This window comes from Caballeronia sordidicola (genome assembly GCF_001544455.2).
Lineage (GTDB): Bacteria > Pseudomonadota > Gammaproteobacteria > Burkholderiales > Burkholderiaceae > Caballeronia > Caballeronia sordidicola.
This window is the reverse complement of sequence record NZ_FCOC02000001.1, coordinates 544,832-562,036: the sequence shown is the minus strand read 5'-3', so window position 1 is coordinate 562,036 and position 17,205 is coordinate 544,832. Positions and strand designations below refer to the sequence as shown.

Sequence of the window (17,205 nt, the reverse complement as noted above, 5' to 3'; positions counted from 1 at the left end):
TCACGCGTGTTTCGCGAAACTTTTCGCAGCGCAATTGCACGGCTTTCGTAAGCCAGGGTTGAAAAATAATTGGACGATTGCCTAGAATGAAACTTCACGCTTGAGCGATGCCGCTGGCCAGTCCGGCGCGCACACCCTGATCGCGTCAAGCGTCCACGCTTTGCCGAACGTTTTCGAGGATATCGAACGTGAAAGCCATGCCGAACCCGTTGAGAGCCGATTGCATCGCCATTCTTTCGGCTGCAAGCCATATTGCCGATACCACCACGCTCATCGACCTTGATTACAAGGATCTTGGCTTGTCGCGCAACGGCATGGAGGTCGCTGCGTCGTTTCTGATCGAGCGCGATTGCTTCACCCGGCACCGCGAAGAGAACGGCCTGATGGCTGTAGGCGGCCTTTCGCTGCAGGGCCGCTTGCGGCTCGAGCAGCTTGCCAACGGGTAATTTTTCATCTGTGGCAATGTAGCCAATCCGAGCAAGCGGCTCGTTACCCTTGGATGGTCTCAATAAGCGGGCAATCGTCATGATCGTCCCCGCGTGGTTTTGCGTGCGCATTGCCGGAACCTCGCTCCGAAAGCACCGTCTTACCTGACTGCGTCACGCGCAGGTCCGGCAAGCCGGTGGCCGGGCTTACGCAACGCTGTCAGAAATGCGTCGCGCTCAATCCAAACACGCCGATCAACCCGATCACGATCAGATAGATTGCGACAATGAAGTTGAGCAGGCGTGGCACGACCAGGATCAGAATGCCTGCGATAAGAGCGACCAGAGGACCGAGGCTCAGATGAATATCCATTATTGCTCCTTGTTTTGATTGAAATGATGGTTGGACACGGGCATGCGGGACAGGCATGCAAATGGGCCTGCATGACGCGACGGATGGGTGAGACATCGGTATCTTGCTTCTCGACACACATAACCTGAAAACAAGCCGTAATAACGAACGATCAGGAGGTTTCAATGCATTCCGTTTTTACTTCTTTTTCCCCGCGTAGCGCCCGCACGCAAACTTCGTGCCGCGGGCCACGTTTCCTGACGAGGAATTTCGCGGCAAGTGTCGCGGTTGGCCTGTCGCTCGCCTCTGCGCAGGCAATGGCGCAGGACGCCGGCACCGCCCCCGGCGCGTCGGCGAATCCATCCGGCGCTGCCAATAGCAGCGTGTACGACTTGCTGGTTGGAACCTATACGGGCAGCGGCAAGAGCCAGGGAATCTATGTGTATCGGTTCGATACCGCTAACGGGACCATTACGCAACTCACGTCGGCGCAGGCGGTGAACCCTTCGTATCTCGTGGTGAGCCGGGACCGTCAGCACGTCTACGCGGTGAACGAATTGCCCGGCGACAACGGGCCCGCTTCGCAGCGCGGCGGCATCAGCGCATTTCGCTTCGATCCGGCGAGCGGACAACTCATCTTCGTGAATCGCGTTTCCTCCGATGGCAACGATCCCGCCTACCTCGCGCTGTCACCTGATGGCCGGTATCTGCTCACGGCAAATTACTCGGTGGCGTCGAATCCTGGCGGCAGCTTCGCCGTGTTTCCGCTGGAAGGCGAACGGGTCTTGCCGTCCGTGCTCACGGTTCATCACGACGGCAACGGTCCCGTGACAGGCCGCCAGGACAATTCACACGTGCATTCCACGGTGTTTTCGCCTGACGGACGCTATCTGTTCGCGCAAGACCTGGGTGCGGACAAGCTGTATTCCTACCGATACACACCTGACGGCACGCGCGGTCTGTTCGGTCCGACCGAATCACGCTACACGCTGGTGAAACCAGGTTCGGGACCGCGCCACATGGTCTTCGACGAAGCGGGAAAGCACGCCTACGTGACGACCGAAATGAACGCTTCGGTGCTCGTCTACGACTACGACGACGGCAAGCTCACGCTCAAGCAAACTCTGCCAATGACCACGCCCGGCTTCAAAGGCAAGATTGGCGGCGGCGCGATCCATTTCTCCCCGGACGGCCGCTTTCTGTACGCGACCAATCGTGGCGATGCCAACGAAATCCTGACTTACGCCGTCGATGCTTCGAATGGTCATCTGAAGCTGCTCAACCGCCGTTCTACGATGGGCAAGACCCCGCGCGAATTCGCCATTGATCCAACCGGCCGGTGGCTGATCGTCGGCAATCAGGACAGCGACAGCGTCTACTTCTTCCGGCGCGATCCGCAGACGGGCGAACTCGCGTCGGATCCGAAGAAACTCGAAATCGGCTCGCCCGTCGATTTCAAGTTCGTTTCGCCTTCCTGACGTTTTCGGGATGGCAATAACGTCCGGGCCGCCGATCATCGACGGCCCGGTTTTTGCATAATGCAGGCAGTTTTAACCCGCAGTGTCCGCCGAGTATCGGTATGGAAGGAAACAAACGTTGAACATCACCACAGCAGCCGGCAGAGAAACAAACAGGCTCAATCCCAGCGATTCCCAGGCGCCGCCCGGTTTTATTTGCGCGTTTCGCTTTTCCGGCGCCGAGGCGCTGCGTCTGTCATGGGACGAAGCGCGCCGGGAAATCGCAGGCGATGGCCCGACATGGCTGCATCTGAGCGCCAATGACGACACCGTGGAAAGCTGGCTTACCGGCGTCACCGCCATGCCGGACGTGGCGCGGGAATTCCTGAACGGCGAAGACAAGCGGCCCCGCGTGCACATGGGCCCGACCTTCATGTATGGCGTGGTCGCGGACCTGGAGCGCGTCGCGGAGACGCCCGAAGCCGATCCGAATGCGCAGGCCACGCGCCGCGCGACCGGCGCGCTGCGTTTTTACGTCGATAAAAACCGCATGATCACCGTGCGCGCGCAGCCGTTGCAATCGACCGACCGGCTTCGCCACGCGGTACTGGAAGGCGCGACGTTCCGCGATCCCGTCGATCTCTTCGCCGGCCTGATCCGCGCGCTGAACGACACGTTTGCAGATCGTATCGATGAAATCGGCGACCGGCTCGACGACGTGGAAGAGGGCGTGCTCGATGGCCGTCATTCGAACTGGCGCGCAGAATTGGGCTCGGTGCGACGGCGGCTGGTGGAGGTAAAGCGGTTTGTCGACCCTGAGCGCAACGCGCTCACGCAACTCGTGACCCGGCGGCTCGACTGGGCGGAGCCGCGATCCATGGAAACGTTGATCCAGGCCATCCAGGTCCTGAACGGACTCGGCGCGGGACTCGAAGGGCAGTACGAACGCTCGAAGTTGCTGCAGGATGAAATCGCCGCGCTTCTTTCGGAAGACATCAACCGCAAGCTGCTGTGGCTCGCGATCATGTCCGCGTTGCTGATGCCCGCGACGCTCGTCTCGGGCATCTTCGGCATGAACGTGGCCGGCCTGCCCGGCACGCACGACCATTATTCGTTCGCGGTCGTGATGGGCGTGATGGTGGTGTGCGCCGCCGTCACGCTGTTCCTGCTCAGGCGCTTGCGCTTGTGGTGAGCGGTTATTCGGGCTGGCCCGGCGCGAGCACTTCGCGGTTGCCGTTGGTTCCCATCGGCGAGACGAGGCCGGCCGACTCCATCTGTTCAACAAGCCGTGCCGCGCGGTTATAGCCAATTCGCAACTGACGTTGCACTGAAGAAATCGATGCCCGCCGCGTGCGTAAAACGAACGCGACGGCTTCGTCGTAAAGCGGATCGGCTTCGGCGTCCTGCGTCTCGCCGAACAGATCCGGCGTGCCGCCTTCGGGCGTCGGCCCCGACAAGATCCCTTCCTCATACTCCGGCTCGCCAAACTGCTTGAGATACTCCACGACGCTGTGCACTTCTTCATCGGCTACAAACGCGCCATGCACGCGTTGCGGATAGCCGGTGCCGGGCGGCAGGAACAGCATGTCGCCCGCACCAAGCAGCGATTCCGCGCCCATCTGGTCGAGAATCGTGCGCGAGTCGATCTTCGATGAAACCTGGAACGCCACGCGCGTCGGAATGTTCGCCTTGATCAGGCCGGTGATGACATCCACTGAAGGCCGCTGTGTCGCGAGAATCAAGTGAATGCCTGCGGCGCGCGCCTTCTGCGCGAGGCGCGCGATCAGTTGCTCGATCTGCTTGCCCGCGACCATCATCAGGTCGGCGAGTTCGTCGATCACGACCACGATCATCGGCAGCTTGGCGAGCGGTTCGGGCGCATCGGGCGTGAGCGAGAACGGGTTCGTCAGCTTCTTGCCGGCAGCTTCCGCGTTGCGGATCTTCTGATTGAAACCCTGCAGATTACGCACGCCCACCGCGGACATCAGCTTGTAGCGCTTCTCCATTTCACCGACACACCAGTTCAGCGCGTTCGCGGCGAGCTTCATGTCGGTCACGACCGGCGCGAGCAAATGCGGAATGCCTTCGTACACCGACAGTTCCAGCATCTTCGGATCGATCATGATCAGGCGCACGTCTTCCGGTTTCGCCTTGAAGAGCAGCGAGAGGATCATCGCGTTGATGGCGACCGATTTGCCCGAACCCGTCGTGCCCGCGACCAGCATGTGCGGCGCGCGTGCGAGGTCGGTGACCACCGGATTGCCGATGATGTCCTTGCCCATCGCAATGGTCAGGAACGACTTGGAATCGCGATAGACATCCGCTTCCAGGATTTCGGAGAGCCGGATCATCTGCCGTTTGGCGTTCGGCAGTTCCAGACCCATGCAGGTCTTGCCGGGAATGGTCTCGACCACGCGGATGGACGTGAGCCCGAGTCCGCGCGACAGGTCCTTCATCAGGCCCACGATCTGGCTGCCGCGCACGCCGAGCGCCGGCTCGACTTCGAAGCGCGTGATGACCGGTCCCGCCGATGCGCCGACCACCGTGACCGGCACCTTGAATTCCTGCAGGCGCTGTTCGATCAGTTGGCCAGTGTTCGCGAGATGTTGCTCGGACACGGGCTCGACTTCGTCGGACGCGGGTTCGAGAAGATCGAGTCCGGGCAGCTCCACAGCCGATGCCGCCGGCGCATGAAACTCGAATTCCGTTGCGATGAAACCGCGGACCGGGGGACGCGGCTCTTGAGGCGGTGCTGTTGCCGGTTGGGCTTCAATGGTGGCAGCGGGCGCAAGCGCACGGGGGAAATGGACGATGTTCGACGGGCCGGAGACTGGATCTTCAGGTTCGTTGATCGGCTCTGCTTCCATGTCCTCTTCGACGCCGCCCGCCGGTTCGTATGCGTTCGGCGCTGTGGCGTTCGATTCGACAATGTGAATTGGCGGCGGGGGAGGGCGTGACGGAGGCGTTTCGTCCTGCCAGGCTGGCGTTACGTCGCTCTCGTCGGCGTCCTTGCCCAACGCGTGATCGCGGCGGATCGCCCAAGGGGGAAGGTGCGTGGATGGAGGCTCGGGCTCTGCGGCAGAAACATGTGGGTCATCGTCAGCGCCGCCCACATTGACCGTTTCGCTGGGCGCAGGTTCAAGCGGAGCCGTATTGCCAACCGTATCGGCTTCGGTTGTGAGCGAATCAGGCGTTGTATCGTCAGGCGTGCCGGTCGAATACGAGCCTGCAACGCTTACTGACGCCGCCGCTGGAACCGTTGCGGGCGGTTCCACCGGCGGATTTTGAACGACGCTATCACTCGCGGACGTCGCCACGCTCGTTGACGCACTTCGAGGCGCATCGCCACGCATGGTCCACTGCGCGGTAGTTTCTTCAATCGAACGCAGCGCTTCCTTGATGCGCTCAGGTTCCGGCGGCGGCCCCACGGGTCTTGCTGGCGCATTCGAGCCAGCAGACGCGGCCGCCGTAAAAAACGAGTCGCGGGTAACCACGGGCGCAACGACGTTGCCGCGCGACAAATTCGACGATGAACTCGACGGTGCTCGCATCGATGAATTGCGCGCCGCCTGAGCCGCGCGGGCAGCCGACGAACCGATTGAATTCGGCGGAGAACTTCTGGCGACCGCCGGACGCGACGTATCGGCGGTGCGCGGCGTGGCCGCCGGGTTCATCGTGCTCGTGGAATTCGAACGCGTTGCGGCCGTTCCCGCGACTTTATCCTGCAATCCGCCTGTTTTCAGCCATCCAGCGGGCGCGACCGGTTCAAGCGGTTCGATCGATACCGAACCGCGCACGCTTTCCGGCTTGTTTTCTCTCGCGGCGTATGAATCGCGGCGTTCGCCAAACGATGGTTCCACCGGCCGCGCAGCCTCAGGACCACGCGCTTGCCGTTCGGTGTCGCTGCGTCTGGCGGGCTGCGGCCTCCAGACTGTCGGCCGCTGATATCGGCTGCCTTGGCGCGGTGTGGCGGGCGGTATTCCGAGTGGTGGCGCATCGGGCGCAATCCTGCCCGGCGAACCCATGCCCGCGCCGCCTCTTTCCGCTTTTTCCCGTGGCGCTTTCTTGCGCGATGGTTTCTCGCGGACGGCTCGTTCCCGCGTCACGAACAGGCCAGGATCGAGACCCAGGCCGAACGCAACGTTTGCCCATGCAAACGCTTCGCGCCATTGAAAGTCCAGGAACCACGGCAAGCCGATGAGCAGGGCCACAGCCGCACCCGCGCCGGCGTACAGCGCGCCCGTCGTGCCGATCACGCCGCCGTGGGCCGCGAACGCGCTCAACAGCGCATGGCCAAGACGGTCGATATCGGTGGCGAAAGCCACAAAGTGGAACAGGGCGGCTTCGAGCGTGCAACTTGCGAGCAGCACGCAGAAAAAACCGAGCCACAGCCGGATCGTGCCGGGGCCGCGCAGGCCGCCGCCGTTCGGCAGAACGGATTTGACGATGCGCCAGAGAAGAGGGATGAACCAGACGGCCGAGATACCGAACCAGCCGAAAACTACCGTGTGCATGCAAGGAACCAGGAATGATGTGAGCAGTGTGAGCAGCGAACCAAAGCTCAGGCAAAGATAAAACGATACCGCCGAGTTTAACCGTCATGAACCAGGAGGAGACTCGGAGAACCTGGGCCGGGTCCGAATTTCCAGTGCTGGCCGTTATCTCCAAAAGACATTCTCAAGGTTGCGCGTGTTCCTTGAATGTCAGCACATCGCCGCTCTTCAAGGTGAGTTGCAGTTCTTTTGGCGGGCGCATCTGCACACCGGTTTTCTCGATCGCGCCAAGTCCCTGCAGGAACGGCTGTTCGAGCGCGCTGCCGGCGCCGGGCGCGCACGCCATCCGGGTGCCAGCGAGCGGCCCGAACGAGAGCTTGCCATCGGTCAGGTCGTAGGTGCCTGTGAAGCGGTTGCATCCGGAGAAGCCGTTGGCCCGGCGCTGGCCGCCGTCCGTCGAAAAATTCAGCGTCACGGGCGTGCCCATGCCGCCAGCCGATGCACCGGGAATATCACGCGCGCGGCCCGTGGCGTCGGTCCAGGTGTCCAACTGCCATTGGGTATCGTCGAGAAGCTGGGTCGCGGCCGGATTGTACGGATCGGTCGGCGGCGCGGCGCTGTCCGGATGCGTGGGCAATGCGCAGCCAGCGAGCGCCACGCTCAGGGCCAGCGTCGCAGCTGAAAAAACCGCGGCCATCGAAAACCTCGAATGCAGCCCGGAATCTGGCGTGGAATGCGCGCAAGCAGCATGTACGCGGCTGCGCGCCGAATGGAGCGCCAGGCGCGAACGGGAAGGCTGCATCGACATGAAATATCCTCAGGCTGGCAAAACCGTAAGGGTATCGCACTCGTCAGGCACGACCCAAGGCCGTTTGCAATCGAATCGTTGCGATGTGTAAAGAAAGGTCATTTCCAGCGTTCTTTTCCGTGGCGGAATCCTGCCTTGCAATCGGCGGCGCGTGTACCTCGCGGATCGTCCCCAGCATAAGTGCGCGTGTTAACATTCCGGGTTTTACAGGCCTCTTTTCCGGAGCATCCATGCCAAGCGCGAAGTCCGCTGCGTCCCCTTTTCAAACCGGCATTATCGGCACGCCGCTTTCGTCTGGCGCCACCCGCGTGATGCTGCTCGGCGCGGGCGAACTCGGCAAGGAAGTGATCATCGCGTTGCAGCGGCTCGGCGTGGAGACCATCGCGGTGGATCGTTACGCCGATGCACCCGGCCATCAGGTCGCGCATCGCTCGCACGTGATCGACATGACCGACGGCGCGGCGTTGCGCGCGCTGATCGCAGCCGAGAAGCCGCATTTGATCGTGCCGGAAATCGAGGCCATCGCGACCGACACGCTGGCCGAAATCGAAGCCGAGCAACGTGCTGTCGTGATTCCGACCGCGCGCGCGACCCAGCTCACGATGAACCGCGAAGGCATTCGCCGTCTCGCCGCCGAGACGCTTGGCCTGCCGACTTCGCCCTATGCGTTCGCCGATTCGCTTGCCGAGATGAAGTCGGGCATCGAAAAGATTGGTTTTCCATGTGTGGTGAAGCCGGTGATGTCGTCGTCGGGCAAGGGGCAATCGGTGCTCAGGAGCGACGCTGATATTGAACCCGCGTGGCAACACGCCATGGCCGGCGGCCGGGTCAATCACGGACGGGTGATCGTGGAGGGGTTTATCGACTTCGAGTACGAGATCACGCAACTCACCGTGCGCGCAAGCAGTGCGGAAACGGGCGATCTGCAGACCTATTTCTGCGACCCGATCGGTCACGTTCAAGTGGCGGGCGATTATGTGGAATCGTGGCAGCCGCAGGCCATGAGCGCCGTGGCGCTGGCGAAATCGCGCAATGTCGCCGAAAAGGTCACCACGGCGCTCGGCGGCCGCGGCTTGTTTGGCGTGGAGCTGTTCGTGCGCGGCGACGATGTCTGGTTTTCCGAAGTCAGCCCGCGACCGCATGACACAGGTCTGGTCACGCTCGCCACGCAGCGTTTCTCCGAATTCGACCTCCACGCGCGCGCGATTCTCGGTCTTCCCGTGGATACGGCGTTGCGCGCGCCGGGTGCATCGGCGGTGATCTATGGCGGGCTGGACGAAGCGGGTATTGGCTTCGAAGGCGTAGCCGAAGCGCTCGCGGTGCCCGATTCCGACCTGCGTCTGTTCGGCAAGCCCGAAAGTTTCACGAAGCGCCGCATGGGCGTGGCGCTCGCGACTGGACGCGATACGGGCGAAGCCCGGGAACGCGCGAAGCTGGCAGCGTCTAAGGTAAGACCCGTCTCCACTCGATGACGGCAACACGCTGCTTGCCCAGTGGATACGCGCGGGCAGCACGGAGGTTTCACAGTGAAATGGTGTGCAATGGCTGCGTTATGCGCGGTCCTGGCTGGATTGGGCGGGTGCGGATTGGCGGCGGCGCCGTGCCGTATTGCGTCGGCGGGATTGAAGATCGTGCCGGTGGTGGGTCACGTAGCGGCGGCGCCTACCGACGCCTGCGCCGGCGTGATCGATCCTTGATCGCCGTGAGCTGCGGTGCACCGACGCCACAAACGACCAACGAAAGGACAGCACGATGAAAGGAGTGATCGAACGAATGTGCGGGACTGGAAGGGCTAGCAGGAAGATCGGACGATTCGTGGCGGCCGTGGGCGCGCTGTGCGCCGTATGCGCAACGCACGCGGCGTTTTCCATGCCGCTGACCGTGCCGCAGGTCCAGACGGCCACCACCAACACGCTTCGCTACAAATGCAGCGGTGGCAAGGCATTGACCGTCCAGTATATGAACACGAAGAACAAACAGAGCTTTGCGCTGCTCACCGTGGATGGCCGCAAGATGCTGTTTGTGAATGTGCTCGCTGCGTCGGGCGCGAAATACGTCGGGGACCATTACACATGGTGGACGAAGGGCCCTGAAGGCACGCTCACCGACGAGACCGCGGACCCGAAAGCCGCGCCAATGCTTGCCGAGTGCAAGACGGGAACGTAGCGCGGTTCGTTTGTTTGATGATCGATAAATTTAGAGAAGAAGCCCGTTTTGACGTGAGTCGGAACGGGCTTCTTCTATGGGGCGTTATTTGGCGAGCCGGTTCGAAACCTCGGCCGAATGGCTAACGTGAAGGCCCGTCGCGGCATTGAACGGCTATCGGGAGTATGGTTGCTATGGTTGTGCCGGGGCGAAGGCTTCAGGCACATTGAACGACCGGCGGCTGCCGCGCGGCCTCGCTGCGTGCAGCCGATTCATCTCATTGCGTCTCGCGCACGGCATTCGTCGTGCGCGTCGCCATCAAGCGAGACTTTTCCATGAAAGCATCGGATCTGTTCGTCAAAGCGCTGGAAGCCGAGAAAGTCGAATATGTGTTCGGCATCCCCGGCGAAGAAAATCTCGATCTCCTCGAATCGCTGCGCCGCTCGAAGATCAAGCTGATCCTGACGCGCCACGAACAGGCCGCGGGTTTCATGGCCGCGACATACGGCCGGCTGACGGGCAAGACGGGCGTGTGCCTCGCAACGCTCGGGCCGGGCGCCACCAACTTCGTGACCGCCGCTGCGTATGCGCAGTTGGGCGGCATGCCCATGCTGATGGTCACGGGCCAGAAACCGATCAAGTCGAGCAAGCAGGGCAGCTTCCAGATTGTCGACGTGGTCCGGATGATGGAACCGCTCACCAAGTACACGCGTTCCATGGTGTCTATCGGCAATATTCCGGCTTCGGTGCGGGAGGCTTTCCGGCGAGCCGAGGAAGAGCGCCCGGGCGCAACCCATCTGGAATTGCCGGAAGACGTGGCGCACGAGGAAGGCGACGGCGCGCCGATTCCCAAGAGCTTCAGCCGCCGCCCGGTCGCGGAGGAAAAAGCGGTGGAGCGCGCAGTCGAGGCCATTCGCGAAGCACGGCATCCCTTATTGATGATCGGCGCGGGCGGCAACCGCAAGACGACCACGAAGATGCTGCGCGAATTCGTCGATCAGATTGGCATTCCGTTTTTCACCACGCAAATGGGCAAGGGCGTGATCGATGAATCTCATCCCATGTGGCTCGGCAATGCGACGCTATCCGATGGGGATTTCGTGCATCGCGCGATCGATCACGCGGATTGCATCATCAACATTGGTCACGACGTGATCGAAAAGCCGCCGTTTTTCATGCGCAGCGGCGACGCTGGCGAAAAGACCGTGATTCACGTGAATTTTCTCGGTGCTCAGGTCGACCCGGTGTATTTCCCGCAAATTGAAGTGGTGGGTGACATTGCGAATGCTGTCTGGCAAATGAAGGAACTCCTGAAAGAACCGCAGGACAACTGGGATTTTTCGCGCTTCAGGATGATCAAGGAGCACTTCGACGCGCAACTTGCGAAAGGCGAGCACGACGACCGCTTCCCCATGTATCCCGTGCGGATCGTGAAGGACGTCTACGACACCATGCCGAAGGACGGAATCATTTGCCTCGACAACGGCATGTACAAGATCTGGTTCGCCCGTTATTACCGGGCGCACGAACCGAATTCCATTCTTCTGGACAACGCGCTCGCGTCCATGGGAGCGGGCCTGCCGTCTGCTATTGCAAGCAAGATCGTGCACCCGGAGCGCAACGTGATGGCGGTCTGCGGCGACGGCGGTTTCATGATGAATTCACAGGAAGTCGAAACCGCCGTGCGGCTGAAACTGGACCTGGTCATCTTGCTGTTGCGCGACGATGCGTTCGGCATGATCCGGTGGAAGCAGGAAAACATGAATTTCCCGGATTACGGCATGACGCTGCAGAACCCGGACTTCGTGGCGTATGCGCAGAGTTATGGAGCGATCGGGCATCGGGTGGAAACTGCAGAGGCGCTCGCGCCCTTGATACGTGAATGTTTTGCCACGCCGGGTGTGCACCTGATCGACGTGCCCATCGACTATTCCGACAACGAGCGCGTGTTGAACCGCGAGATCAAGCGCCTCAGCGCGCAACTTTAGACTCATGGAGATGCTGACATGCTGAAGAAAACCTATCCGTATTACCTGGCGAACGAAGCCGTGGCGGCCAACACGGACCTTGAAGTCACCGATAAATTCAGTGGCGAAGTCGCGACGCGCGTGGCAATGGCGGACGCAGAGACAATCGACGCCGCGATCGGCCACGCGGTTGCTGCCCAGCGCGCGATGCGCGAGTTCAAGCCGTATCAGCGGCAAGCGGTTCTGGACCATTGCGTGAAGCGGTTTCGCGAACGTTTCGACGAACTCGCGGAAGCGCTGTGCATTGAGGCCGGCAAGCCGATCAACGATTCGAAGGGCGAGGTGACGCGTCTTATCGATACATTCAGGGTGGCCGCCGAGGAGTCGGTGCGTATAGACGGCGGCATGATCAACCTTGAAATCGCACCGCGCGCCGCGGGGTATCACGGTTACTACAAACGCGTGCCGATTGGTCCGTGCTCGTTCATATCGCCATTCAATTTCCCGTTGAACCTGACCGCGCACAAGGTTGCGCCCGCAATCGCCGCCGGTTGTCCATTCGTGTTGAAACCGGCGAGCCGTACGCCGGTCGGCGCATTGATCATGGGCGAGGTGCTTGCCGAAACAGACTTGCCGAAGGGCGCGTTTTCGATTCTCCCGGCACATCGCGACGGCGCGGATCTTTTCACCACCGACGAACGCTTCCGCTTGCTGTCGTTCACAGGCTCGCCCGCAGTTGGCTGGGAGCTGAAAAAGAAGGCAGGCAAGAAGAAGGTGATTCTGGAGCTGGGCGGCAACGCGGCGGCGATTGTCGATCGCGATCAGGCGGACAGGCTTGATTACGTCGTGGACCGGCTGGCGTTTGGTGCGTTCTACCAATCGGGGCAAAGCTGCATTGGCGTGCAACGCATCCTGGCGCACGCAGATATCTACGATGCGCTGCGCGAAAAGCTCATCGCGAAAACGAAGTCGCTGAAAATGGGCGATCCTAAAGACGAAAAGACGTTTGTCGGCCCGATGATTTCGGAATCCGAGTCCAAACGGCTTGCTGGCTGGATGGAAAGCGCGGTGTCCAGCGGCGCAAAGATCATTGCGGGCGGGAAGGTGGACGGCGCAATGTTCGAAGCAACGTTGCTCGAAGGTGTGAAGCGTGATCAGGATTTGTACAGAAAGGAAGCGTTTGGTCCGGTTGCGCTGCTCGAAAAGTTCACCGATTTCGCCCAGGCGCTCGAAACAGTGAACGACAGCGATTTTGGCCTGCAAGCCGGTGTCTTCTCCGATAGCCTCACGAACGTGAATCTCGCCTGGGACGAACTGGAAGTAGGCGGCGTGGTGATCAACGACGTGCCGTCGTTCCGTGTCGACAATATGCCGTATGGCGGTGTCAAGGACTCTGGGCTTGGGCGGGAAGGCGTCAAATATGCCATCGAGGACATGACGGAATTGCGCCTGATGGTCGTTCGCGATGCACCCAAACCCGCGTCGAAAGCAAAATAGACCGTTGCAGCCGCTGCTTGAAACGGTTGGAATGGTCGCAAAGCCCGGCCGGCCGGGCTTTGCGACGAATCAACGTGTAGCGCTATCGGCGCGTGGCGGCATGCGGCGCAGTGCTACAATATCGGGCTTTCCCGTAGTCCGGGCGCCACGACCGGCGCGACTGCGGAGCAGGGCGCGATCGTGTTTTTCATATTGCTCGCCGTCGAGGCAGCGCCACGCACGCCGTTGTACATGCACTTATCACGTGTACGTTGCCGTTTGAGCCGTTTGTACTTGCTATACGTACTACGCTGTCCGGTTGCATCAGGCCGGATCAGGCAAAAATTCGCAGAGGTCGAAACCTTGCGAATCCGAAGTCCGCGGGTTGATCGCCGATTGCCAGTTGCAAGGCGAGACACGCGGCTTCTTCCTTACGATGTCCATGAGCGGTGGAATGACCGCTCGCGCGCCGCTCCGGCGCATTTTTAGCGAAAGCGAAAGCCACCAAAGTCACCATGTCCGATCCCGTCGTCACGAACCCGTCCGCCGCTTCATCCGACGCACCCGGCGCTGAGACCCGCGTCTCACCTCAAGCGCCCGGTCCTGTGCCCACATTCGACCAGTTCGGCCTGTCTGCAGATATCCTGCGCGCGGTGGTTGAGTCTGGCTACACGATTCCCACGCCCATCCAGGCGCAGGCGATTCCCGTGGTGCTCGCCGGCCGTGACGTAATGGGCGCCGCCCAGACAGGCACGGGCAAGACGGCAAGTTTCTCGCTGCCGATCATCCAGCGTCTGCTGCCAACGGCAAGCACGAGCGCATCGCCTGCCCGTCATCCGGTGCGCGCGCTGATTCTCACGCCTACGCGCGAACTCGCGGATCAGGTCGCGGCCAACGTACAGGCTTATTCCAAGCACACGCCGCTGCGCAGCACCGTGGTGTTTGGCGGTGTCGACATGAACCCGCAATCCGAAGCCTTGCGGCGCGGCGTGGAAATCCTGATCGCAACGCCGGGACGCCTGCTCGATCACGTGCAGCAAAAAACGCTGAATCTCGGTCAGGTGCAGATGCTCGTGCTTGACGAAGCCGACCGCATGCTCGACATGGGCTTCCTGCCGGATCTGCAGCGCATCTTGAATTTGCTGCCGAAGGAACGCCAGACGCTGCTGTTCTCGGCCACGTTCTCAGGTGAAATCAAGAAGCTCGCAGCAACTTATTTGCGCAATCCGCAAACCATCGAAGTCGCGCGCAGTAATTCCACGAACGCGAATGTGCGCCAGATCGTGTTCGAAATCGCCGAAAGCGACAAGTCAGGTGCGGTGACGCAATTGATCCGCGAGCGCGGCCTGAAGCAGGTTCTAGTGTTCTGCAACAGCAAGATTGGCGCAAGCCGTCTCGCGCGCGTGCTGGAAAAAGACGGAATCGTGGCGACGGCCATTCACGGCGATCGCACGCAGGGCGAGCGCATGCAGGCGCTCGATGCATTCAAGAAGGGCGAAATTGAAGCGCTGGTCGCAACCGACGTCGCGGCGCGCGGCCTTGACATCACGGATTTGCCGGCCGTGATCAACTTCGATCTGCCGTTCAGTGCTGAAGATTATGTTCACCGTATTGGCCGGACGGGACGCGCGGGCGCAACGGGCGACGCGTTGTCGCTATGCAGCCCCAACGAGCGCAAGCAACTCGCCGATATCGAAAAGCTGATCAAGCGGCCGCTCGAAGTCATGACGCTGAAGGTCGATGTGCCGGTGCGGCGCGAGTCGTCTTCGGGTCGCCGTGACGAACGGCCGGCGCGTGCGGAGCGCGGTGAACATCGGCATGCGCGCAGTGAGGAGCCGCGCCGCCGTTCTACGTCCTTCGAGCGCTCGCATTCGCGCCAGCAACCGGTCGATGATTTTTTCCTGAAGCCGTATGTGGCGTCGCCGGCATCGGCCAGGAAAGCGCAGGACGAGGCAGCGGCGGAAGCCGAACGGAAAAGCGCGCCGCGTCAGCCGCTGGCCGCTTTGCTGGGCGGACTAGGCATGCCGCGCAGGACGCAGTCGGAGTCCTGAGGTTTGACGCGTGTCTTTTGATGGAAAGCGGCAGCAATGCCGCTTTTTGCATTTTTACGCGGTGGTTTTTGGGTAAGGCGCGGATATGCGGGAACCTAGGTTCCGAACCTTCGCGCCCATTGCATGGTGGCGTCCGAAAAAAACGTTTCGAGCGAACCAACGCACGATGTTTCCAGTCCGAGATGCTTGGCCGCCAAGGTCAGCGCTGCAAGGGGATGGGCCGTGTCCAGCGCCGTCGCGCCCGTTTGTTTGCTGAGCTTCTCACCGTGCTCGTTTTCCACCACGGGAACGTGCAAATAGGCCGGCGTCGGAACGCGCAGGCACTGCTGCAGGTAAATCTGGCGCGCGGTTGAATCCAGCAGATCCTCACCGCGGACAATATGCGTGATGCCGCAATCCGCATCGTCTACAACAACCGCAAGCTGGTACGCCCATTCGCCATCCGCGCGCTTGAGCACGAAATCGCCGACGTCCGTTGCCAGATCCTGTGTCTGCTTGCCTTGCCATCGATCCTCGAAAGTGAACACGGCAGCGTCGCCATCCGGCACCCGCACGCGCCACGCTCGCGGCGGCCTGCCGTGCAGTCCGTCGCGGCACGTTCCCGGATACGCGAGGGTGGTGTGCCGCGCGTGCCCCGCATGGCTGCGCGCGAGCGAATCGGCAATCTCGCGACGCGTGCAGCCACACGGATACACTCGTCCCGCCGATAACAACAGGTCGAACGCCCGCTGATACGCGCCCTCGCGTTGACTCTGCCAGATGGGTTCCTCGTCGGGCTGCATGCCGAACTTGCGCAGCGTGTCCAGGATTCCCTCGGCGGCGCCGGGTACGGTGCGCGGACCGTCCACGTCTTCAATCCGGACGAGCCATGTTCCCCGATGCGCGCGGGCATCGAGGAAACTGGCCAGCGCGCTCACCAGCGAGCCCAAGTGCAGCGGCCCGGTGGGAGAAGGCGCAAAACGCCCGCGATAAGCTCGATTGGTGTTCATCCGCCGCGCCCGACCGTTGGCAATGTGCTCCGGTTGCTCCGTTTAATTTGGAGCGAAAGTCGCGCAGCGACGCGCCGGGCGGTGATGAAACTCATGCCTTATGCCGTGTCTCGCCTGGACCGGGAAACGAAGCCCGGCCGTCGGCCGTGATCGCGGCGTGCGCTTCGTCGCTGCCGACTGCTTCGTCTTCCGCGCCTGTGGCATCGCCATCTTGCGCATTTGCTGCCGGTTCCAGCGCCGCATTCAAAGCAGTCCGATGATCGAACACAAAACATTCGCCGTGATAATGCGCGCCGCCCACTTCCTCGAAGTACTTGAGAATGCCGCCTTCAAGCTGATAAACGTGGTCGATGCCGACTTCCTTCATGTGAATCGCAGCTTTTTCGCAGCGGATCCCTCCCGTGCAGAACGACACCACCGTCTTGCCCTCCATATCCGCACGATGCGCTTCGATCACGGCGGGAAACTCGCTGAATTTGTCGATGCGGTAATCAAGCGCCTGGTCGAAGGTGCCCACGTCGACTTCGAACGCATTGCGCGTGTCGAGCATGACGACCGGACGGCCCTCTTCGTCGTGTCCCCGGTCGAGCCACGCCTTCAGCGTGGCAGCAGACACCGACGGCGCGCGGCCGAGTTCCGGCTTGATTGCCGGCTTCTTCATGGTGATGATTTCGCGCTTCAGCTTGACCAGCATCTTGCCGAAAGGCTGCGTAGCCGAAATGCTTTCCTTGAATTCCAGATCGGCGAATTTGCCTTCGAAAAGCGGATCTGTCCGAACGTATTCCATGAATGCCCGGACGGGCGCGGGCTCGCCCGCCACAAACAAATTGATGCCTTCGGGCGCGAGCAGGATCGTGCCGCGCAAGCCAAGGGACAGGCAGCGTTCGACAATCAGCGGCCGCCAGTCGGCGCCGCTTTCGATGGTCACAAATTTATACGCGGAAAGATTGATGATGCTCATGACGCAAATGCTCTTAAAGTGCTTGGAAACGGGCGTTGCCGGAAGGAAAAACGAACTCGACAGGCGCAAAAGATTGATGTC

The 17,205-nt window shown here is 61.4% G+C and carries 14 protein-coding genes; 9 read left to right on the top strand and 5 right to left on the bottom strand.

Features of this window, described 5'->3' with window-relative positions:
- Window positions 1–197 precede the first annotated feature (197 nt).
- The gene (locus AWB64_RS02415; RefSeq protein WP_060817003.1) at window positions 198–446 is read left to right on the top strand and encodes a hypothetical protein; all 249 of its coding nucleotides are present in this window, start codon (window positions 198–200) and stop codon (window positions 444–446) included.
- 199 nt (window positions 447–645) lie between these two features.
- Here AWB64_RS02415 and AWB64_RS30745 read toward each other — a convergent pair whose 3' ends face one another.
- Window positions 646–798 carry a DUF3096 domain-containing protein gene (locus AWB64_RS30745; RefSeq protein WP_075643220.1) on the bottom strand — a complete coding sequence of 51 codons (153 nt, stop codon included), beginning with the start codon at window positions 796–798 and terminating at the stop codon, window positions 646–648.
- Window positions 799–962: 164 nt separating this feature from the next.
- On the opposite strand from AWB64_RS30745, the gene AWB64_RS02410 reads away from it, so the two are divergent.
- Both AWB64_RS02410 and AWB64_RS02405 read left to right on the top strand, forming a co-directional pair.
- Window positions 963–2,255, top strand: coding sequence for a lactonase family protein (locus AWB64_RS02410; RefSeq protein WP_060817002.1), 1,293 nt, complete (start codon window positions 963–965; stop codon window positions 2,253–2,255).
- A gap of 118 nt (window positions 2,256–2,373) precedes the next feature.
- A complete protein-coding gene (locus AWB64_RS02405) occupies window positions 2,374–3,426 on the top strand; it encodes a transporter (protein ID WP_244163907.1) in 1,053 nt (350 codons plus the stop codon).
- Between the two features lie 4 nt (window positions 3,427–3,430).
- Here AWB64_RS02405 and AWB64_RS02400 read toward each other — a convergent pair whose 3' ends face one another.
- Both AWB64_RS02400 and AWB64_RS02395 read right to left on the bottom strand, forming a co-directional pair.
- Entirely contained in the window at window positions 3,431–6,748 is a 3,318-nt protein-coding gene (locus AWB64_RS02400) for an FtsK/SpoIIIE family DNA translocase (protein WP_063493143.1), read from the bottom strand.
- A gap of 163 nt (window positions 6,749–6,911) precedes the next feature.
- The gene (locus tag AWB64_RS02395) at window positions 6,912–7,424 is read right to left on the bottom strand and encodes an META domain-containing protein (RefSeq protein ID WP_060817184.1); all 513 of its coding nucleotides are present in this window, start codon (window positions 7,422–7,424) and stop codon (window positions 6,912–6,914) included.
- A gap of 341 nt (window positions 7,425–7,765) precedes the next feature.
- Between AWB64_RS02395 and purT the strand changes: the two genes are divergently transcribed.
- The 6 genes from purT to AWB64_RS02370 all read left to right on the top strand — a co-directional run bounded on the left by purT (window position 7,766) and on the right by AWB64_RS02370 (window position 15,174).
- A complete protein-coding gene (purT, locus tag AWB64_RS02390) occupies window positions 7,766–9,007 on the top strand; it encodes a formate-dependent phosphoribosylglycinamide formyltransferase (protein WP_060817001.1) in 1,242 nt (413 codons plus the stop codon).
- Between the two features lie 69 nt (window positions 9,008–9,076).
- Window positions 9,077–9,232: a DUF6726 family protein gene (locus AWB64_RS31335; RefSeq protein WP_341845188.1), complete on the top strand. Its 156-nt coding sequence runs from the start codon at window positions 9,077–9,079 to the stop codon at window positions 9,230–9,232.
- A gap of 55 nt (window positions 9,233–9,287) precedes the next feature.
- A complete protein-coding gene (locus AWB64_RS02385; RefSeq protein WP_341845185.1) occupies window positions 9,288–9,701 on the top strand; it encodes an MliC family protein in 414 nt (137 codons plus the stop codon).
- A 314-nt stretch (window positions 9,702–10,015) separates the two neighbouring features.
- Window positions 10,016–11,668 carry an acetolactate synthase large subunit gene (locus tag AWB64_RS02380; RefSeq protein ID WP_060817182.1) on the top strand — a complete coding sequence of 551 codons (1,653 nt, stop codon included), beginning with the start codon at window positions 10,016–10,018 and terminating at the stop codon, window positions 11,666–11,668.
- 18 nt (window positions 11,669–11,686) lie between these two features.
- A complete protein-coding gene (locus tag AWB64_RS02375; protein ID WP_060817000.1) occupies window positions 11,687–13,144 on the top strand; it encodes an aldehyde dehydrogenase family protein in 1,458 nt (485 codons plus the stop codon).
- Window positions 13,145–13,638: 494 nt separating this feature from the next.
- Complete coding sequence (locus AWB64_RS02370) at window positions 13,639–15,174, top strand: DEAD/DEAH box helicase (RefSeq protein ID WP_060816999.1); 1,536 nt, start codon at window positions 13,639–13,641, stop codon at window positions 15,172–15,174.
- Window positions 15,175–15,269: 95 nt separating this feature from the next.
- On the opposite strand, the gene gluQRS is transcribed toward AWB64_RS02370, so the two are convergent.
- Both gluQRS and AWB64_RS02360 read right to left on the bottom strand, forming a co-directional pair.
- Window positions 15,270–16,163, bottom strand: coding sequence for a tRNA glutamyl-Q(34) synthetase GluQRS (gene gluQRS / locus AWB64_RS02365; RefSeq protein ID WP_060816998.1), 894 nt, complete (start codon window positions 16,161–16,163; stop codon window positions 15,270–15,272).
- Window positions 16,164–16,254: 91 nt separating this feature from the next.
- Window positions 16,255–17,124: a sulfurtransferase gene (locus tag AWB64_RS02360; protein WP_082850337.1), complete on the bottom strand. Its 870-nt coding sequence runs from the start codon at window positions 17,122–17,124 to the stop codon at window positions 16,255–16,257.
- Window positions 17,125–17,205: the final 81 nt, after the last annotated feature.